This is a genomic window from Mycobacterium attenuatum, from assembly GCF_900566085.1.
In the GTDB taxonomy this organism is placed as follows: domain Bacteria; phylum Actinomycetota; class Actinomycetes; order Mycobacteriales; family Mycobacteriaceae; genus Mycobacterium; species Mycobacterium attenuatum.
The window spans coordinates 1-19,387 of record NZ_UPHT01000091.1 but is presented as its reverse complement, the minus strand read 5'-3'; the positions used below and the strand labels follow the sequence as shown (position 1 = coordinate 19,387).

The following is a 19,387-nucleotide window of genomic DNA, read 5'->3' as shown; positions in this document are numbered from 1 at the left end:
CTGTTCACCTGCGAGGTGCCTTCCCACTGGAACGATTGAATCCTAGACAAATCCAATCATTCCTTGTAGGACAGGCACTTTCGCGTATCAACACCCAACGACACCGGTATTCCGCGAAAAATCCGGGCTAGCGACGGCATTGGCGCTGCGGCGGCCCGCCAGCTAAGTCAGAGCAACGAAAACGTCGTCGTGGTTGGCCGGTGTCGGAGCAAGACTACCGCGGTGGCCGCGGAATTGGACGCCGATTATTTCGTGGCAGACTTCACTGATCTATGGCAGGTTCGAGCCCTGGCAGACAAACTTCGTTCGCAGTACCCGCGTATCGACGTGTTGATCAACAATGCCGGTGGAATGACACGCCAACCCCACCTGACCGCTGATGGGTACGAGATGACTTATCAGGTCAACTACTTGGCGCCGTTTCTACTCACCACGCGGCTGCTGGATTTACTGATCGAGTCCCGGGCTAGTGTCATCAATACCGCCAGCGGGGCGCATAAATGGGTTCGTAATATCGCGATTGTCGACTTCGAGAATACTCAGCGACGCCGTCCCATCGTCGCCTATGCCATCTCGAAATTGGCGAACATCTTGTTCACCAAGGAATTACATCGACGCTACTACGCTGACGGGCTCTCGGTTGCGGCGGTACACCCCGGTGTGGTCGCCACCAATTTCAGCCGGGTTTCGGGCTCGCGGGGTTTTGCAGTATTGGAAAAGCTGTCACTTCCGCGACTGTTTGCGACGGCAGAGCAGGGAGCCGCGCCGCTGGCCCGGATCGCGTCAAGCACCCCCGGAGTTGATTGGCAGCCAGGCGAATACTACGCGAAATGCGAGATCGCGAAAGCCAGCCGCACGGCCTGCGACCGGCACCTTGCCAGCGACCTGTGGGATCGGACTCTGGCACTGGTAGGCCAGCTGTAACAGGATTTTCTCCATGCCCGCCGGCGCAGCTGCCGAAGACCTCTGCGATGCTCGCAGAACCCGGTGTCACCGATGTATGACCCCGATGTCGGGGCCACTCCGGGACTGGTGTCGTGAGCACGCCGATTATCGCGGGCAGTATGAAGGCTCCGCTGCGAGCGGGATCGGCACCTCTGCTCACCAAATCTCTACCGCGTGGCCGTGCTGTCGGGGCCGTCGAGCCCAGTGTTCGGTCGCCCCTAGCTGCATGGATATTGCCCGTTGAACAGGCAATTCGACGGTGGTGAGTAGGATCCGCTCAGCACACCTCGGAAACCGCCGGTGGCTGAACCACCGGGCGCTATGGCGCGATTCCAATTCGCCGGGGTGAGAATATAGTGCGTGCCGGATTGGGTGACGGTGCTGTTCCACGTGTGCAAGACGGATTGTCCCGCCGGCATGTCGAATTCAAGCTTCCAATCGGTAAGTGGCACCATGCTCGAGTTGGTGATCGTGAAGCGAGCGATGAAACCGGTCTGCCACGTATGTTCGACCGCCAACGTCGCCGTCGCCGCAGCCGCGTGAGCTGCGGGGGTGATGGCGAGGCCGAGGATGGCAACTATCAGTGCCGACACGGATACGTGAAGCGCTGCGCGCCAGCGCTTCACGTAATTCTTCAGTCCGGCCATAGAAGCCAACACTAAAACCAAGAAGGCGATATCGCCCTCCCATCGCCAGCACGCTGCAGTAACTTTGCTCAACCGAAACCGTGATGAAATTTTCATTTCGATCCACCCTGAACCATGTGTCGGCCTGGCCCGACGCGAACTTGCGGATGAGACGCAACGCCGGCCCCATCGGGGGAGCCCAGAGCTCTCCGGGAGCCTCACCCAACGAGTGGGGCGACCTTGCGTCGTGGCGGCGGACGGCTGGAGAATCGTGAGCGCGCTTCCGGCACGCGGCGAGGTGTGGTGGTGCGAGATGGCCGAGATCGCCCGGCGTATGTCGGTGTGCCGTCGCGCGATGCGGCGATTCCTCGGCTTCGACGGCGACTCGTCACTTGGCCGACGCGCCGACACGCGGATGTGGGCCATCTGTGAGGCTCTGGAGATCGCGGTCGACTGCTCTCGATGACGCATCAGCAAACTAGTGAGAATCTGAGCCGATTTGGGCGAGCGCTTTTGAAGGGTAATGGGCCAACGAGCGAAACGGCTTGGGGCGCGGCGAATCGTGTTCGGAAGCAATACACACAGGGCCGAATACGGCGGAAGAAAAATTGGAGCTCTGCCGACCCGCGAGCAGCGGCGCCATTCTATATGTGACGGCTTCCGGACGCTGGCGTCGCAGTCGCTTTTACGTGACAAAGGCCGAAACAATCCATACAATAAGCCCAAGCAATGCAGCGCAGATTACCGAGCAAAGTGGAAAGCCGAAGGTCATCAACATCATCACGAGATGAACAACAGCAGTTTATGTCTCTTCGCGCCAACGCTGAATGGACAACTCGGTCAATCTCCGAAGTGGTCTACGTGTGTTTTAATTTCCCATCATCGACGCCTTCCCTCGCATTATCGCGGGCTGGCGGGTTGTCTCACGCATGCGCACCAGAATGGTCTGCGGAGCCATCGAGATGGCTCGGTGGTCACCCGGAAAGGCGTCGGGACGTTGCGATGTCACCGAGACCCGGGGGCTCAATTCACCTCCATCCGATGCGGTGAACGGCTTGCTGAGATCGGTGCGGTGCGTTCAATCCGCACTACCAACAGCCCACATCGGGACCAGGGCGATCCACAGGTCGCAGTTCGGGGATGGCCATCGCCGACGCCACGGTTCGCAGTGGGAGGACCCTCCAGAATCACCCTCCGCAGTTTTCGAATGGAGCCGACACTCGGAGCGGCAGCGACGCCCACACTGACGCGTGCTGTGGCGGTGTTTACGCGCATTCGCCGATGTTTTTCCTCCATGGCGCCGGAATGCTGTCGGTCATGTATCCGTTCGAACCGACTTGTATTGCCGAACTGTGCCAGCTCGTCGACTGGGCCGATGCCAGCTTCGTCGAGCGGACCGATGTTGGTTGGGACCACGCACAAGGGCAAACCGCACCCCGTGAAACGAGGGCATCGTGGGCCAGGGGAAGCGTCAGTGGTCGCCTTCGATAGACCTGGCAGGCCAGGAAGATCAGCGGGAGTTTGCGCGGCAATATGGAAAACTGACCTGCTCACGCTCGCGCGCCAGCTATCCATCCCTGGCCCATGGGAGGCTCATCCTGCTCGTCCACATGGACAATCTGGTGACACGCAATCTGACTAATATGAAAATTAGAGCATTCATGTTGGGGCGCAGCTGCTTTGACAATCGAGTGGCGACAGGAAATGGGCTGGACAAGCCCCGCGGAGGATCAAGTCGTCGTCGGCGCGGACCGAGCTGCCGATCGCACTGATCTCTTGGCTGTCGCCTCAGCCGAAAGATGATCAACATCCAAGCGAACTCTCCGCGTCGTGCTCTGATCTTCTCTAAGACGTTGCGCCGCACCACTGTTCGCACGGTCTCAGGGTTGAAGTCGGACGCCGGTTTGGCGTAGGGATCGCCGACACCGCGAGAGAGACACGACCAGTTGATTAATAGGCAATGGAAAAACCACGCAAACGAGTACTAGCAACCGCCTGGAGGCTCGTCCTCGTCGCCGCGCTCACCGTCAGTGCCGCACCCGTCGGCTGGGCAAACGGGCACGGGTCCAAGGCCGCCGACGGGCCGGCAACAGCACAAGCCCGCACGGCGGGCGCCTTCGAGGCGGTCCGCGGTGATCCAGCGGGACTCGCGGCCTTCTTACATGCAATGCCAAAGGGCGGCGACATCCACAACCACCCCAGCGGGGCGGAGCATACCGAACGCTTCATCAAATATGCTGCTGAGGAAGGACTTTGCGTCGTAGTGTCCACGCTGACGCTCGTGGCACCCGAGCCGCCATGCGATGCGGCCACCGGCCGCCCCGCCGCCGCGAACGCACTCGCCGATCAGTCCCTGCGCGAAAGACTCATCGACGCCTGGTCAATGCGCAACTCGGATCCGTCCCGCAGTTCCGCCCATGACCATTTCTTTTCCACCTTCGGTCGTTTCGCCGAAGCCTGGAGGCGCCGCTACGTCGACGTGCTAGCCGACGTGATCTCACAGGCAGCAGCTGAGAACGTCTCCTACTTGGAACTGATGTATGGCGGCGGCGACGACCTTGCCAGCATGCTCGGTGCGCAGGTTGGTTGGGACCACGATCTCGGTCGCTTGCGCGCCCGCCTGCTCGCCGCAGGCTTAGGCGAGGCGGTTGCCATCGCACGTCGCGATCTCGACGTTACCGAGACCGCTGTGCGCCAGCGCCTGCGGTGCGGCACTTCTGCCGCCGACCCCGGCTGCGCGGTGACGGTGCGATATCTGCACGCCGTCAACCGCATGCTGGCGCCTGAGCGCGTATTCGCCCAATTCGTGACCGGGTACGAACTCGTCCGCGCCGATCCGCGCGTGGTCGGCGTCAATCTCTATGGGATTGAGGACTCCTCGGTGGCGCGGCGTGACTATCGCCTACAAATGGCGATGCTCGACTACTTGCACGACGTGGCGCCCGATGTCCCCACGGCATTGCATGCCGGAGAGCTGGCGCCCGGGCTCGTGCCACCCGAAGAGCTGCGTTTCCACATCCGAGCCGCCGTCGAGCAAGGCCACGCGCATCGCATCGGCCACGGCGTGGATTTGATGTACGAGGATGACCCGCTGGGCTTGCTTGCCGAGATGGCCGAGCGCAAGGTGGCGGTTGTGAATTTGTTCGTGAGCAACGCACAGATTCTTGACGTCAGTGGTCCCAAACATCCCTTCCCGATCTATTGGACGGCCGACGTGCCGGTCGCACTGGCCACCGACGATGAGGGCGTCTCTGGCTCTACCATGGCCGCCCAATATCAGTACGCAGTCGAGGCTTACGGTTTCGACTACGCCAGTCTCAAACAGCTTGTGCGCCAGAGCCTCGAATATTCTTTTCTGCCGGGCGCCAGCCTGTGGGCGCAGCTCCCGTACGCCCTGCCGGTCGCGGTTTGCGCTGACGATTTGCTGGGCGGTGCCGCTCCCAGCTCAGCTTGCGGCGCGTACCTGCAGGCAAATGAGCGCGCCCGGGAGCAGTGGCGCCTAGAGGGCGCTCTTGCGGCCTTCGAGCGCCGCTATTAGCGCCTGCATCAGCGCTGGCCGAAATCGCATCAAGACGAGCCCGGCCGCAGAAACGGGCGCCACGCCGAGCGTTGTCGCGGGGAAGGTGCAGCGACCCGTTCCTTACGCGCTCAGCTCAAGACACGAACCACCATCGGCTAGGCCGACCGATCGCTAGCATGAGGAATATTGGCTGAGGCCGAAGACTTGTACCGGGGCTGTTTTCCCTTTCAGGACATGCAGTCCACGATCGGTGAGCGTCGGCGGTGGCGAGGCCAGGGCGTCGAGGCACTGTTGGTTGAGCAGGACCGTGTCGCCCGTGGCCTTGGTGAGCTGCTCCACTCGGGAAGCCACGTTGACGGTGTCACCGATGAGCGTGAACTCCAGTTTGCCGCCACCGCCGACGGTACCGGCGATCACCACCCCGGTGTTGATCCCGATACCGATGCGAAGGGCGGCGCCGAACCGCTCATCGATTCAGACGACAAATCAGTGCTGCGGCGCGCAGCGCGGCCTCGGCGTGATCGGAGAGATCGTTGGGTGCGCCGAAAATCGCCAGCGCCCCGTCGCCAAGGAACTTGTTGACATGCCCACCGGCGTCGAGGACGGCGGGTACCACGATCTCAAATGGCGCGTTCAGGCGAGCGACCTGTCCTCAGCGGTGTGAGCCTCGGCGAACGGGGCGACGTCGCGAATGTCGATGAACATGACCGTCGCCTCGCGGCGCTCCCCGGTGAAAACATCGTCACCTTGTTCCAGAAGCCGGGCTGCCGGCGCGGGATCGACGTAGGTGCCGAACGCCGCGTGGAGTCGTTGCCGCTTGGGCAGCCCGGCCTGCATGCGGTTAAACGAGGCCGCCAGTGCACCTAGGTCATCGTCCTGAACTACCAGCAGACGTCGGCTATAGTCGCCGACCGCAACACGTTTCGTAGCTTCGGCGAGGTCGTGAACGGGTCGAAGCGAAGGCACGAAGATTGTGCCGACAGTGATGGGCACACCGATGCCAAGCGTGAAAGCAAACCCGATTACGACGAAGAGCACCGGGTTTTTCGCGGGCACGCTGGACGACGCTCGCCAGCATCGCGCTGGTAACGGTGAAAGAAAAGATCGCCCCGAGCACGGACAGGCTCGATCACGCGGCAAAGCTCGGCCAGGAGCGAACCAACGAGTCGCCGATCCCCGAGTCAGCGGCGATTGCGACCCTGGCTGGCCGCACCGCTGACTCTGGCAAGCGGTGCAGAGCGATCGCGTTGATGGCGACTCCTGTTGCGGCCCCGAGGATTCCATACTGGACAAGCCGCAACTGCTCGCCCCGGCGACCGCACCGATACCGACTGACAACACCGCGAACCCCATACGGTTCAGCGAGATGGAGCGGACGACCGCCCCTCGGGTGCCCCGTTCGGGCCTGGCCACGCTCAGTCGAGCCTGCCGTTCTAAGGAATATCAGTTCCATTTGTATTGCCTACAAGTCAAGTGTATCGTCGGCGGTTGGTGCTCACTGCTCCTAAGAGCGCCCGGCCGTAACGGCGCATTTGCGGGCGGGTGTCCACGGTGAGCGGGTGCCGCCGAAAGGTTGCGACGCAGGCCTTTAGGCAACCGGTGTTTCGGCCGAGCGTGGTACCTGACCCGTGACGAACCTCAACCCGTCCGTATCGCCATCCAACCGCCACGTCGAGGTGCCGGTGACGGATCTCGAACGTGGAGTCGGTCGCAGTAGCACCTAACACACATCGAATCTTCCCTGAGCAATGGATATCCCGCCGACCACCGCGCGCGGGTTGGACGAAAGGTCTTTTCTGAACATGGCTAGAAAACCCAAGAGGGCTGGGGCGCAAGGCGATAGCCCTTGCGCTGATTCCGCAGGGCATGCCTTAGCCCGGACCACCGTATCGCGTCGACGCAGACGCATAGCCACCGCAACGTTGGGAGCGTTGGCCTTCTCGAGTGGGATCACCGGCGCGCTGAACGCAGGCGGGAGCGCTAACTCGTACACCGGTGTTGGCCGGCTTGCCCTCACCCTGATCGCCCATGACGGGTTCAAGCTCGATAGCTGCACAGCCAACACCAACGACAATCCGGTCAACGATCTGACCGACAACTCTCTTGTTAATTCCCTCCAGAACGACACAACTACAGTCACCGCGGACTTCGGCGACAACGGCGAGTCCTCCTCGGCCACTCAATTAGCAGATGCCGCTACAGATCTGGTGGTTGATCTCGGCGAACGGCCGGTAATAACTCGAGCTGCAAACTTCGACGATTACGATGATTCATCCGATGATGAAATCGGTGTCGCCGACTATCTTCCATCACCCGGCGCATCTAGAAAGCTGGAAGAAGCAAATTTTCATCCGCTACCCGCAGCGGCGGATCCCAACGAGATACCGAATGACGACGGTGTGAGGCATCAAGGTTTCAACGACCAGTACTTCGTCGATCTCTTGGACCAGCTGCCATATTCGCGGGTCGTCGGACCTGCGGAGGCGGACAATTTTGTCGAGCCCAATCCAGCGACCTATATAACCTTCAACGGAGATGACTATCTTCCTCGACAAGAATTCTATGAGATCTTACGTGAAATGCGGGCAAGTGCCGGCGATGCAGGTACCGCCTTTTTTGGAAATGTGGACTTCGAGGGAGAAACGCCCAACGACACTTTCGAATACGATATACGTTCGACGTACGACGAAAGTCCATCCTGACCGGTCCAGGGTCGACCGGCTCTTGCCGCGAGATCTTCAGGTCTGATCGGCAGCCCCTCCGCTCGATGCAAGCAAGCTGCGCATTCGGCTAAGCACTGCATCAGAACTCACCTTGTCGCGTGTACACCGAAAATACGTTGTCCTCTAACTGATGTAGGGCCATGATGCTATGGCCCACACGCGCGCTTTGCGGGCGTGGGCTGACGAGCGGAAGACAGTGAAAGAACAAGGTGGGCTTGTGAAACTGGCAGAGGCGTTATCGCTGCGGGCAAATGCGGCGCGTCGGATTGAGCAGCTGCGCTCTCGTATCGTGAGCAACGCTCGCTACCAAGAGGGCGAAGACCCCGCCGAGGACGCCGCGGCTTTGCTCACCGAAGCTGGCGACGTGCTGCGCGATTACGAAATCCTGATCCGGCGTATCAATCGCACCAACGCGGCCACCGCGATCGGCGCGGACGGAACCCTAACCGATGCTCTGGCCCGCCGGGATGCCCTGCGTCTGCGTCATTATGTCGTGACCGCGGCAGCGGACGCCGCCGCAGGTAACAACCAACCTGCATACTCGCGGCAACTGCGGTCCGAGTTAAAGATGCTGCCTGCGCTACCTGTTGCCGAGCTGCGTGCCCAGGCCGATGAGCTGGCCCGCGAGCTTCGTGAGCTTGACGTTCGGATCCAACGCTCCAATTGGGAGGCAGAGCTGCTGGACTAACGGCCGAGGTGTGGCAGGTAGTTGCCGCGGAGGCGTGCACAAGCCCCTGATCGGCGGGCCAAGCCCGGTCTCTCCTGGTGCACGAAGGGCAGTGCTGAGGGTCCGACTCCCTCGTTCACATCGCAGCCCAGCATCGTGTACAGGTGACAGGGCACAGCACACAGCACACAACCATGTGCAGATCCGGGGCGACGAGGGCGGGCATGGGGCGTGCACCTCGGGAGCGGTAACCGGCCGTCGGCTTCGGCGGGTACTGGTGATGCAAGTCTGCGCCATTGGTTCGCTGTAGGCCGTGAACGAGGCCGCGGTCTTGGTACAGCCGGCCCACAGCTGGCGCTAGCGGGGCCCGTATGTGTGCAGGTAAAGCGTTGGCCCCTTGGGTAATCGGCCGCTGCCGGCGAGGTCGAGGACCGCTGCCATCGCTTTGGCGGTGTAGACCGGATCGAGGTCAAGATGTTCGGCGTCGCGTGCCAGCTGCAATGCGTGTGTGCCCTTTCTTGTCGGGTAGCCGTAGCCGGCGCCGAGCCAGTCGCGCAGCAGAGTCAGGCGTCCTGCGGGTAGTTGTGTGAGTGGCAGGTTTGCACCGCGACTTCGCAGTAGACGTATTGCCCGCCGGGCGAGCGAGGTGATCGCTCGGTGATCGAGGCGCAGCTTGTCGTTGACGACGATGCCTATCACCTGGGTGTCAGTGAGACCGGCCAGCGTGAGTCCCAGATGCAGGCCGGCTACTGTGCCGCCCGATCCGACCGCGGTGACCACAGACGATGGCGCTGGCATGGCGCCGGCGTGTATTTGGGCGGCGAGCTCGAGCCCCGCCTCGACGTACCCGAGAACTCCTAGCGGCGACGACCCGCCCGCCGGCAACAGGTAGGGCCTCCGGTGGCGCAGGTAAAGGTACGGCATGGCCGCGACCGTGCGGGCTTTGCTGCGGGTGAGAGAGATGTCGGCGCCGGAAGTGCGGAGGCGGTCGAGTTGGGCTTCGACGTGGTCGTCGACCGGTTGGTCGATGAGGGCGAGGGCAGTATGAACACCTACCTCGCGGGCGTACAGTGTGGCCGCCAGGCCCCAATTGGTACCTAGGCCGCCGAAGGTCAGGATCGCGTTTCGGTGCTGGCGGGTAACCTCGGGCAGCACCCATTCCAGCTTGCGGACCTTGTTGCCGCCCCAGCCGCCGTTGCCGTAGTTGCCGTCGCCCTTAAGCCAGAGCGACGGCAATGTGCTCATCAGGTGAGAGAGCAGCCGCACAGGCGATGGGCCGTGGCCGAGCGTGAAGCGCCCGAGTGTGTCATGCAACTCGGGGAAGCGCATGTGTAGGTAGGAGGGGGTCATGCCGGTATCAGGCTCACAATCGGCCGGACGCAACACGGGTTCGTTGGTTCGGTCCGGATTATGGCGACAAGTTCTTGCATGCCAACCAGGCCCGGAACGGTCATCGGGTACGAGTAGCTCACTGCGTCAAACGAATTCGCGGTCACAACGAGGGCTCGGGGTGTCGTCGGCAATGCGTGCGGATCACCTGGTGCTCGCGAGCGGCGCATGCGACCTACTGGCGCCATAATCCGCTTCCAATCCGGGCGGTGCATTCGCTGCGCGGCGGTCACACGTTCGTCGTCGATCTCGATGGTGACCCGCGACATGACATCATCATGCACCATCGTGTGTGCCGCCGTGGGAAACCATCGCGTCGTTACGGAGCGTCGCCGACGAGCCAACATCGCGTTGTGTCCCAGTCTGTTTCATCGCCCATGATTGGCGTCCGCTCGCCTTGCATGACCCGAGCCGAAGTCCCCGGGCTCAATGGTTTGCGTGCATGCGCAGACGCCACGTATTGGGTCTGCCGTCGCCGGAAGGTGGATGCCAAGCCGGAGAATCGGCGCCCAACTGACCCGTCGTGCCGGTCACGCTGGGCACACAGCATCACCGAGGTGGCGGGCATAGGAGTCGAAAAGCGCCATCGCGGGTGATAGTGCTTTCCAGAGGCGCCTACCGTGTCGTGATTTGGCGAATTCGAGCCCAACAACTTCAACGACGTCGTGTCAGCTTGCCGGCGTCTCGCTAGGGGGAAACCGCCACGCCACTTGCGCCGCCCAACGGAGCCGCATTCCAGCTCGCCGGCGGCATCGGCACCCGCACAGTGCCACCGAATTCCTCACCTAACGTCATCAATCCGCCGGGCCGGATCATGGCGCCCTGGTTCGCTGTCCCGGCGAACCCGCAAGGCCCAGCGCCGCGGTCGGAAACCAGCGGCGACTTGTCCGTAGCTCCCTCTGCGACGACCGTCGAGACCAGTCGCGCATGCGAATCCATGCCAGAATGCGGCGCCAAGGGCGCCACGCTGTTCACCGCCGCAGCTGCTACCGGCGCCCCAGCCCCAGCCGCACCGGCGAGGGGCGCCGCCGTCACCCCCGCCATGGCGCCGAGACCCGGAGCGAGGCCGGCGAACGAAGCGGCAGCCGCGGCCCCGACCAACGGGCCTGCCGCAACGCCGAAGAGATTTCCAATAATCTGCGCAACCACGTCAACAACCGCGCTGACCGGCCACACGACGGGAAAGGAAAGGATAATCCCGATCGCCACGAACGATATTGCCAAAGCGAATTCCAAAATGCCGATGTAGAGCACTAGTGAGAACGCGGCGCCGAATTGCAATGTCACGAAAAGATAAGCGATGAAACCCACGAGGACTACCAGCGCAAATAGCACCAGGAAAATTAGCGCCACGAACAATGGCACAAAAATCAATGCGATCGCTACCCCGAGGATGAATTCCAGAATCATTCTCGGTACCAGTATTAGTAATTCGAAGACGATCTCTATCCAGGGGGTAGAGGTGAGTGTTTGGGCGGTGGTGGTGGCTTGGTTGTTGCCGGGTTTGATGATTGCTGGTGCTGGTGGGGTGTGGGGTGTCGAGGTCAGTGCCGCTGCGGCGGCGCTGTGGTAGGCGGTCATGGTGGTGGTCGCCTGGATCCACATGCGTAGGTAGTCGGCTTCGTTGAGGGCGATCGGAATGGTGTTGATGCCAAAGAAGTTGGTCGCGAGTAGGGCTGCGTGGGTGGTGTGGTTGGTGGCCAGTTCGCCGAGGGTGGGCATGGCGGCTAGTGCGTTGGTGTAGGCCGCGGCGGCAATGTTGTGGGCGGTTGCCGCGGCGGCGCTGTCGGTGCTGGCTTGTAGCAGCCAGGCCAGGTAGGGGGTGTAGGCGCCGAGGCAGATGTCGGCGCTGGGGCCGTGCCATGCTCCGGCGTGCATGGCGGCTAAGGTCATGGTGAGTTCTTCGGCTGCTGAGGCGTATTCGGCGCTGAGTGTCGACCATCCGGTGGCGGCTGCTAGCAGCGAGGCCGGCCCGGGGCCGGTGCTGAGCAGTGTGGAATGTATCTCTGGTGGCCAGGCCATCCATAGTGGCGCGGTCATGCCGGGGTCCCGGGTCGTGCAGACGAGGTGGTTGCCAACCCGTCACCGCCGGCAGAGTGGGCCCCGGTCTTGTCCATGGCGATCTCGGCTCGGGGCAGTACGGGTGGGGCGCTGGGGGTGAGGTGTTTGGCGTTCAGCGCGTCAAATCTGGCCTTACCTCCTGCTCTGGTCGGTGGCGATACCGGGTCGGTCGCCAAGGCTGGCTCCGCTGCGATCAGCGGCGCTGTGCTCGCCAGCGCTGCATCTGCCGCCCTTGCTGCCACCTGCCCCTCAGGGGCCACCCGCAACGTCACAACCACAAACCCTTCCCGCCAATACCGCTCAAACAGTCGGCCTCTACCCCGACCTGGGCAACTTCTCTTGTTGAATTATTCTGGTGCGCAACGCAATACCACGTGCAACCAATGTTTTCGGCGATCATTGGTGTGGCATGGCTGACACCGCAACCGCTCAACCGCTGCGACGCCGGACTCACCGCGGGCTTCGTCTGTTAAGCACTTTCGTCTGTTAAGCACTTTCGTCTGTTAAGCACTTCAGTGCCAACAAAATTGACCACGCCGCGCACGATTTAACATGCTGTTGCGGCAGGAACTTCGGCCATGGGTCAGCCGTGATCAGCGGTGGGCGCAGCTGCGCGGGAGCCGGCCGACATCGAACTCAGTAGCCATACGTCAGAACCCGGTGTAGCTGGACGCGGCCGCTGCATCGGCGGCGACGTAGGTACCCGCGGCGTGCCCGAGATTGGCCTGAGCGATGTCCAGCAAGGTGTTGATTTTGGCGGCCGCTTCTACAAACCGGGCATGGGCGCCCTGAAATGCCGCCGCCGACTCCCCTTGGTGAAATGCCTGCGCCGACATCGCTGACTGCTCGGCCGAACCAATGGTGTGACGCATCAGTCCTGCCTTCGCGGCAAACGCTGACTGCGAGGCGATCAACTGTGGAATATGAGCATCCAACAAACTCATTGCAATTCCTCTCAAAACAGTTATTCCAATTCGGTAATTCTTCAGAACGGGCTCGTCGGCATACACCCCCTGCTGTCTTGCGTCGTCCAGTCAAGTTCTGTATCCCAGCTGGCCGGCGGCATCGGCACTTTCACCGTGCCGCCGCATCCATTGCTCAATGTCATCAACCCGCCGGGATGGAGCGCGTCGCTCTGCGCAGTACCGGCAAGACCGAATGAATCAGCACAGCGCTGCGACGCCAAGACCGACGACTGGCTTGGCGCCACTTCCACGGTTAGCGCCGACACTAATGGCGCGTGCGAAATCGAGCCTGATCCGGCCTGCGCCGCCGACGGCGCCGCAGCGCCGATTACCATGGCAGCCGCTGGTGTGGCCGCCATTCCGGCCATCGGCGCAGCCGCCGCGGCCGAAGCGCCAGCGGCACCTGCCGCAGCCGTCGCACCCGCGATGCCAGCGACACCGGATAACCCTGGGACCAGAGCGCCCAACATCGTTGCGGTCACGGCCGAAGGGCCCAACAGCATCGCAAATATATTCCCAATAATCCACTGAACGACGATCTGCGTGAGACCGAATATCGTTACCGGAATCATGAGGGGAATAAACAAAAATGTAGTAACGAGTACTAGGTTGATGATCCCCAACGCGAAGACAACTATTTCAGCAGCTATAAAGCCCGCGGCAGCGAAATTGCCGGCAATGATGTCATTGATGACTTCCGGTATACCATAAATAATCTGCTCGATGAAGTAAATCAGAATTGCCAGTGCAAGTTCATAACCGCCAGCAATCTTTTCTAGAAACGCTATTATTTCCGTCCATGGAAATGGCGTGAGTGTTTGGGCGGTGGTGGTGGCTTGGTTGTTGCCGGGTTTGATGATTGCTGGTGCTGGTGGGGTGTGGGGTGTCGAGGTCAGTGCCGCTGCGGCGGCGCTGTGGTAGGCGGTCATGGTGGTGGTCGCCTGGATCCACATGCGTAGGTAGTCGGCTTCGTTGAGGGCGATCGGAATGGTGTTGATGCCAAAGAAGTTGGTCGCGAGTAGGGCTGCGTGGGTGGTGTGGTTGGTGGCCAGTTCGCCGAGGGTGGGCATGGCGGCTAGTGCGTTGGTGTAGGCCGCGGCGGCAATGTTGTGGGCGGTTGCCGCGGCGGCGCTGTCGGTGCTGGCTTGTAGCAGCCAGGCCAGGTAGGGGGTGTAGGCGCCGAGGCAGATGTCGGCGCTGGGGCCGTGCCATGCTCCGGCGTGCATGGCGGCTAAGGTCATGGTGAGTTCTTCGGCTGCTGAGGCGTATTCGGCGCTGAGTGTCGACCATCCGGTGGCGGCTGCTAGCAGCGAGGCCGGCCCGGGGCCGGTGCTGAGCAGTGTGGAATGTATCTCTGGTGGCCAGGCCATCCATAGTGGCGCGGTCATGCCGGGGTCCCGGGTCGTGCAGACGAGGTGGTTGCCAACCCGTCACCGCCGGCAGAGTGGGCCCCGGTCTTGTCCATGGCGATCTCGGCTCGGGGCAGTACGGGTGGGGCGCTGGGGGTGAGGTGTTTGGCGTTCAGCGCGTCAAATCTGGCCTTACCTCCTGCTCTGGTCGGTGGCGATACCGGGTCGGTCGCCAAGGCTGGCTCCGCTGCGATCAGCGGCGCTGTGCTCGCCAGCGCTGCATCTGCCGCCCTTGCTGCCACCTGCCCCTCAGGGGCCACCCGCAACGTCACAACCACAAACCCTTCCCGCGCCCCTGACAAGCCCAGCCGGCCCGCCTCTGTCCCGTCTCGCGGGCGTCATGCTTGCGATATCGCCAGCAGGCTCTGGGTGTCCATGGACCAGCAGGTCAATACGCACATATCGCAAACAATACGCATGTATCGGATACAGTTTCACAAGGTTATGGTGGCGTCAACCCGGCCCTTGTCGCGTGAGGATTTGCGCGCGGGGCTGCCGTTGCATTGCTGAGGTTGCGGCCTAGGCGCGTCTGTGCGGCGATTGCGGCATCGGTGTTAGCGCGAGGCCGAGCCCTGTCGTGGGTCACCACAATGCCGTGGTGGCGGCAATCGCGACCGCTCTGCGCTCGGCGGGTTCGCCGGCGCAGGCGGCAAGAATCTCGCCAGACGGAGAGTTACGAGGAAACCTAGGTACGATTTCAGCGACTGGGGTCCGAAGGAGGCTGGCTTGGATAACCCGCGCGCGACAAACGATGACCTGACCGCCAAGGCGCGGATCCGGAACGCGGCGTTGGATCTGTACGCGCAATACGGTGAAGAGCGAGTATCCTTGCGCGCGATCGCGGCTGAGGCCGGGGTCACGCTGGGACTGGTTCAGCATCACTTCAAGACCAAGGCAGGCCTTCTCGCTGCTGTCGACGAGCTTGTCGCGGAGTATTTCTGGCAGGCCGTTGCCCAAGCGGACGATCAGACTGACCCCGCGGCCGCGGCGGCCGCCCGCCGAGAGGCGGTCCAGCGGATGCTTGCCGAGAACCCGCCGGTGTTCAACTACATCCGCCGCGCAGCCTTCGAATTGGAGAGTGCGCGGATGCCGCTGCTCGACGTGTTGATCGACAATCTTCGCGGTGAGGTGGCAGAACTGCGCGCCACGGGAGTGGCCTCCGTGCAACATCACGAGTCCAAGCAGGTGATCGCCGTCTTCATGCGCCTCATGGGCGAACTTTTCTTGCAGCCATTTGTCGAGGCGGCATGGGAGCGCCTACCGCATGCAGATGACGAGCCGACGCCGCGACTGTCGGTGACAATCAAGGACTACTGATCGGGTTGTGCCGCCGCGCAACGAGGGTCGGCTTGTCGACGGGCTCTGCGACCGAGCTGCGTCTTTAGGCAAGCCCCGGCTATCAAGACGGGGGTCATTCAGCCGCGGCGATGTGATAATCGCTCGCAAACGCGTCGACCACGTCGAGATCGTAAGCGCCAGCGTCGGTTCCGATTCCTTGGGCAACGTGCGCTGCCGCAGCGCATCCGAGGCGAGCCGCTTCGCGAAGGTCGCGTCCCAGCGCGCGCCCAAGGATGAATCCGGCGGAGAACGCATCACCGCAACCGGTGGTGTCAACCACATCTACTGCGAATGCGGGCACTTCGACGGTCTCGTCCGGTGAGACGATCAGCGCGCCTTCGCTGCCCTGGGTCACTGCCACGCAGCCGGGACCTGCGGCCAACAGCTGGCGTGCGCCGGTTAAGAGATCGACGGTCCCGGTGAAGCCCAACACCTGCTCGTCGTTGGGCAACAGATAGTCGGTGTGCGGCAGCACGTCCGCAATCCACTGCAGTAAGCCGGGGTCCCCGGCGGCGAGGATGTCCACCGATGTGCTGAGCCCCTTGCTCTTTGCGTACCGCAACAGCTCGGCGGCCGCCGGACCTCCGAGAAACTCGGGACCGCCCAGGTGAAGATGCGAGGACCTGACGACCTCGGCGAGATCAATGTCTTCGAGGCGGAACGCGGCATTGGCGCCTACGCAATGCCAGGCCGGGCGGTCACCATGAGGACGGACGGGGATGACCGATGCCGAGGTCTGGGCCGCCGTGGTCCGAACCAGACCACCGACGTCGACTCCTTCGCGGTGGAGCATGGCCAACAGGGCATCACCCATCGCGTCGGTACCGATAGCACCGAAGCAACGCGCCCGTGCCCCGAGCCGGCTCAGAACCACGGCCGTACCGCCCGCGGTACCCGCGGGCGAAACCTTGATTGTCGGAACGAGTTGCCCCTGCGATCCCTCGGGTATGGACGTGATACCGATGACGTGGGTGTCGAGGACGTGCACACCGACGACAGCGATCTCGACTTGTGTCATTGAGCGGTCCGCCTTTACCAGTCCGGCGCCTCGGAGGCGAGCGAGGCCGTCTTCGCCACTCAAACCTAGGCCACGCGGCACTCCAGGACGAGGTTCGTGTGGCAGCGGCGCCGCATTATCGGCTCGGCCGTGTTGAATCGTTGTCATGACATCGCGCCAACAACCTTTGACCATGCCGCTCGAGGAGGCGATGCGCACTCAGCGCGCCATCCGGAGGCTCAAGAGTGACCCCGTTGACGACAGCCTCGTGCTCCATCTACTCGAGTTGGCGATGAAGGCGCCGACCGGTTCCAACGCGCAGAATTGGGAATTCATCGTCGTCAAGGATCGCGAGGTAGTTGCGAAACTGGGCCGGTTGAACCGCAGGGCCATGAACCTCGTCAGCCCGCTCTACCGGCGTTCCTTTGAACGCCGCGGTGACGAGAAGATGCTTCGGCTACAAAAGGCCGTGCAATGGCAGGCAGATCATTTCGAGGAGATCCCCGTCGTCGTTGTCGCGTGCCTCACGGGTGTCATTGCGCCCTGGCCACCGGTCGCGACGAGCAGCGCGTACGGGTCCATCTATCCGGCGGTGCAGAACCTGTTGCTGGCCGCACGTGCGGCTGGGTTGGGTGCTGGTTTGATCACCGTGCCGCTATGGAGCAAGTTCTTGGCGAGGCGGGCGCTGGGGCTGCCGTGGAATGTCACTCCGTGCGCGGTAATACCTCTAGGCTGGCCGATCGGCAAGTACGGTCCCACGACGCGCCGGCCAGTCGGAGAACTCGTCTCGCTCGACAGATACGGCAATCGCGTGTTTCGGTAGGCGCCGGAGTACGACCGCGCGACGGGATAGACTGCGCTCCCCTGGTTTGGCGGTGTACGGGCAGAAATGACTCTGGAAGTCCACTCGGGAGAAGCCATCATCGGTGATAGCGTGACGCAGTTCGTCAAGCGCCGGGCGGACGCGCCCGCCGGCTTTTTTGCCTGGGAAGCCGCAGGGCTGCAATGGCTTTCACGCGTTGACGGCGGTGTGCCAAGTGCCACGGTCGTAGCGGTCGACGCAACGAGCCTCACCCTGCGGCGGCTTGAGGCGGCGACGCCGAGCCCTGAGGCGGCATCCACCTTCGGCGCTCAACTGGCCGTCACCCATGACGCGGGGGCACCGGCATTCGGCTCCGGTCCCGACGGGTGGGATGGACCGGGGTTCTTCGGGCCGTTGTCGCAGCCGTTGCCGATGTCGCTACGGCAGCACCAACGCTGGGGCGACTTCTACGCCCAGGAACGGCTGATCCCCATGGCTGATCTGGCGGCGGCACGGTTGGATACGTCGACTCGGACACTACTCGAGGGCGTCGTCAGACGTTGCCGTGCAGGTGATTTCGACGACGATGATCAGCCGGTTCGGCTACACGGGGATTTGTGGAGCGGCAATGTGATGTGGACCTCCGACGGGGCAGTACTGATCGACCCGGCAGCGCATGCCGGTCATCGCGAGACCGATCTGGCGATGCTGGCGTTGTTCGGCTGCCCACACTACGACGCGATCCTCGCCGGTTACCAACAGGTGCGATCGCTGAAACCCGGCTGGCGCAACCGCATCGGGCTGCACCAGCTTTACCCGCTGCTGGCCCATGTCGTGCTCTTCGGCGGCGGGTACGCACGGCAGACGCATGTGGCGGCCCGCGCCGCGCTGGCTGCCTGACGATTGCTCGTCACATCACGAAGGCAGGTGTCGCCACGGCCGATTGAGGTCGCGTGAGCCGTTCGCCGCAACGGCTATCGACAGCCCATCCCGCGGGACGCGGGTTGTGGGCCGAGCGGCTAGACCAACCCGTTGGTCCCAGTTGGACCGAACAACAGACCCCCGGTTCCGCCGGTGCCCGCAACGCCAGGGGGAACACCGAACCCGCCGTTGCCGCCGCCTCCCCCGTTGCCGAACAATTCGGCGTTTCCGCCGTTGCCACCGTTGCCGCCCTTGCCGACCGGGCCTCCGCCGCTGTCGCTCCCGCCACCGGCGCCGCCGGTACCTCCGCCCCCGAACAGCCCGGCGTTGCCGCCGGTTCCGCCGTTGCCGCCGTTGCCCTGGAAGGAGTTTCCGCCGTCACCGCCGTCGCCTCCGTTGCCGATCAACACGGCGCCGGTGCCACCGGCGCCGCCGCTGCCCGCGGTGATCCCGCCGATCCCGCCTCCTCCCCCGGCTCCGCCGACGCCGATCAGCAAGCCGGCGTTGCCGCCCGCACCCCCGGCGCCCGCGCTTTGGTTGCCGCTGCCGCCGGACCCGCCTGCTCCGCCGTTACCGAAGACCAAGCCCGCCTTGCCGCCGGCCGCGCCGGCTCCGCCGGCGCCGACCATGCCCAATCCGTTCCCGCCGTTCCCCCCGGCTCCGCCGTTGCCGATCACGCCGGCAGCGGCGCCGATTCCGCCGGCACCGGCGGCGGCGCCCGCGCCACCGTCCCCGCCCGTGCCACCGGTGCCGATCAGGGTGGCGGCGGTACCGCCAGCGCCGCCGGTGCCGCCGGTAGTGGTGCCGCCGCCGCCCGCTCCGCCGGTCGCGCCGTTACCGAACAGCATGCCGGCGTTGCCGCCGGCCCCTCCGTCGCCGCCGGCGCCGGTCAGACCGATGCCGCCGGCGCCGCCGTCACCTCCACTGCCGAACAGCACTCCACCGGTTCCGCCGATTCCGCCGATTCCGCCGTTGAGGTTGCCCGCACCGCCGCTTCCGCCGGCACCGCCCGCGCCGCCCACCG

General features: G+C 63.3%; 14 protein-coding genes and 3 pseudogenes. 9 read left to right on the top strand and 8 right to left on the bottom strand.

The window, feature by feature from the left end; all coding sequences use genetic code 11:
- Positions 1-108: 108 nt before the first annotated feature.
- Positions 109-924 carry an SDR family NAD(P)-dependent oxidoreductase gene (locus tag EET13_RS15405; protein WP_122443109.1) on the top strand — a complete coding sequence of 272 codons (816 nt, stop codon included), beginning with the start codon at positions 109-111 and terminating at the stop codon, positions 922-924.
- Between the two features lie 239 nt (positions 925-1,163).
- On the opposite strand, the gene EET13_RS15400 is transcribed toward EET13_RS15405, so the two are convergent.
- Positions 1,164-1,592: a cellulose-binding domain-containing protein gene (locus EET13_RS15400; protein WP_122443108.1), complete on the bottom strand. Its 429-nt coding sequence runs from the start codon at positions 1,590-1,592 to the stop codon at positions 1,164-1,166.
- A 250-nt stretch (positions 1,593-1,842) separates the two neighbouring features.
- Here EET13_RS15400 and EET13_RS15395 point away from each other — a divergent pair.
- The 3 genes and pseudogenes from EET13_RS15395 to EET13_RS15385 all read left to right on the top strand — a co-directional run bounded on the left by EET13_RS15395 (position 1,843) and on the right by EET13_RS15385 (position 5,109).
- A pseudogene (locus EET13_RS15395) lies at positions 1,843-2,037 on the top strand (hypothetical protein).
- Between the two features lie 412 nt (positions 2,038-2,449).
- A pseudogene (locus tag EET13_RS31530) lies at positions 2,450-2,676 on the top strand (IS3 family transposase); the annotation flags it as partial.
- A gap of 855 nt (positions 2,677-3,531) precedes the next feature.
- Positions 3,532-5,109: an amidohydrolase family protein gene (locus EET13_RS15385; RefSeq protein ID WP_122443106.1), complete on the top strand. Its 1,578-nt coding sequence runs from the start codon at positions 3,532-3,534 to the stop codon at positions 5,107-5,109.
- Between the two features lie 153 nt (positions 5,110-5,262).
- Here the strand turns inward: EET13_RS15385 and EET13_RS15380 are convergent.
- Positions 5,263-6,081: pseudogene (locus tag EET13_RS15380) on the bottom strand (adenylate/guanylate cyclase domain-containing protein); the annotation flags it as partial.
- 941 nt (positions 6,082-7,022) lie between these two features.
- Between EET13_RS15380 and EET13_RS15375 the strand changes: the two are divergent.
- Together EET13_RS15375 and EET13_RS15370 are read left to right on the top strand one after the other, a co-directional pair.
- On the top strand, positions 7,023-7,793 hold the full coding sequence (locus tag EET13_RS15375; RefSeq protein ID WP_136623167.1) for a hypothetical protein: 771 nt from the start codon (positions 7,023-7,025) through the stop codon (positions 7,791-7,793).
- Between the two features lie 238 nt (positions 7,794-8,031).
- A complete protein-coding gene (locus EET13_RS15370) occupies positions 8,032-8,502 on the top strand; it encodes a DIP1984 family protein (RefSeq protein ID WP_122443104.1) in 471 nt (156 codons plus the stop codon).
- Between the two features lie 336 nt (positions 8,503-8,838).
- Here the strand turns inward: EET13_RS15370 and EET13_RS15365 are convergent, their stop codons facing one another.
- The 4 genes from EET13_RS15365 to EET13_RS15345 all read right to left on the bottom strand — a co-directional run bounded on the left by EET13_RS15365 (position 8,839) and on the right by EET13_RS15345 (position 14,284).
- A complete protein-coding gene (locus EET13_RS15365; RefSeq protein WP_280177878.1) occupies positions 8,839-9,810 on the bottom strand; it encodes a 1-aminocyclopropane-1-carboxylate deaminase/D-cysteine desulfhydrase in 972 nt (323 codons plus the stop codon).
- A 747-nt stretch (positions 9,811-10,557) separates the two neighbouring features.
- Positions 10,558-11,910, bottom strand: coding sequence for a PPE family protein (locus EET13_RS15355; protein ID WP_122443101.1), 1,353 nt, complete (start codon positions 11,908-11,910; stop codon positions 10,558-10,560).
- 671 nt (positions 11,911-12,581) lie between these two features.
- Entirely contained in the window at positions 12,582-12,875 is a 294-nt protein-coding gene (gene esxG, locus EET13_RS15350; RefSeq protein ID WP_122443100.1) for a type VII secretion system protein EsxG, read from the bottom strand.
- A 41-nt stretch (positions 12,876-12,916) separates the two neighbouring features.
- Positions 12,917-14,284, bottom strand: a complete 1,368-nt coding sequence (locus tag EET13_RS15345) for a PPE domain-containing protein (protein WP_122443099.1) — start codon at positions 14,282-14,284, stop codon at positions 12,917-12,919.
- Positions 14,285-15,031: 747 nt separating this feature from the next.
- Here EET13_RS15345 and EET13_RS15340 point away from each other — a divergent pair.
- The gene (locus EET13_RS15340; protein WP_122443098.1) at positions 15,032-15,622 is read left to right on the top strand and encodes a TetR/AcrR family transcriptional regulator; all 591 of its coding nucleotides are present in this window, start codon (positions 15,032-15,034) and stop codon (positions 15,620-15,622) included.
- A gap of 94 nt (positions 15,623-15,716) precedes the next feature.
- On the opposite strand, the gene EET13_RS15335 is transcribed toward EET13_RS15340, so the two are convergent.
- Positions 15,717-16,661, bottom strand: a complete 945-nt coding sequence (locus EET13_RS15335) for a carbohydrate kinase family protein (protein WP_122443097.1) — start codon at positions 16,659-16,661, stop codon at positions 15,717-15,719.
- A gap of 172 nt (positions 16,662-16,833) precedes the next feature.
- Here EET13_RS15335 and EET13_RS15330 point away from each other — a divergent pair, with 172 nt between their 5' ends.
- Positions 16,834-17,463 carry a nitroreductase family protein gene (locus tag EET13_RS15330; RefSeq protein WP_122443096.1) on the top strand — a complete coding sequence of 210 codons (630 nt, stop codon included), beginning with the start codon at positions 16,834-16,836 and terminating at the stop codon, positions 17,461-17,463.
- A gap of 66 nt (positions 17,464-17,529) precedes the next feature.
- Complete coding sequence (locus EET13_RS15325) at positions 17,530-18,342, top strand: fructosamine kinase family protein (protein WP_122443095.1); 813 nt, start codon at positions 17,530-17,532, stop codon at positions 18,340-18,342.
- A gap of 119 nt (positions 18,343-18,461) precedes the next feature.
- Here EET13_RS15325 and EET13_RS30390 read toward each other — a convergent pair.
- On the bottom strand, positions 18,462-19,387 hold a 926-nt coding region (locus EET13_RS30390; RefSeq protein WP_211189074.1), incomplete at its 5' end, for a hypothetical protein.

What these genes read in the sequence shown, in the direction of transcription:
- EET13_RS15345 (WP_122443099.1), bottom strand. Translation starts at nt 14,284, where the DNA reads ATGACCGCGCCACTATGGATGGCCTGGCCACCAGAGATACATTCCACA.
- EET13_RS15385 (WP_122443106.1), top strand. Translation starts at nt 3,532, where the DNA reads ATGGAAAAACCACGCAAACGAGTACTAGCAACCGCCTGGAGGCTCGTC.
- EET13_RS15330 (WP_122443096.1), top strand. Translation starts at nt 16,834, where the DNA reads ATGCCGCTCGAGGAGGCGATGCGCACTCAGCGCGCCATCCGGAGGCTC.
- EET13_RS15355 (WP_122443101.1), bottom strand. Translation starts at nt 11,910, where the DNA reads ATGACCGCGCCACTATGGATGGCCTGGCCACCAGAGATACATTCCACA.
- EET13_RS15335 (WP_122443097.1), bottom strand. Translation starts at nt 16,661, where the DNA reads ATGACACAAGTCGAGATCGCTGTCGTCGGTGTGCACGTCCTCGACACC.
- esxG (WP_122443100.1), bottom strand. Translation starts at nt 12,875, where the DNA reads ATGAGTTTGTTGGATGCTCATATTCCACAGTTGATCGCCTCGCAGTCA.
- EET13_RS15400 (WP_122443108.1), bottom strand. Translation starts at nt 1,592, where the DNA reads ATGGCCGGACTGAAGAATTACGTGAAGCGCTGGCGCGCAGCGCTTCAC.
- EET13_RS15325 (WP_122443095.1), top strand. Translation starts at nt 17,530, where the DNA reads ATGACTCTGGAAGTCCACTCGGGAGAAGCCATCATCGGTGATAGCGTG.
- EET13_RS15365 (WP_280177878.1), bottom strand. Translation starts at nt 9,810, where the DNA reads ATGCGCTTCCCCGAGTTGCATGACACACTCGGGCGCTTCACGCTCGGC.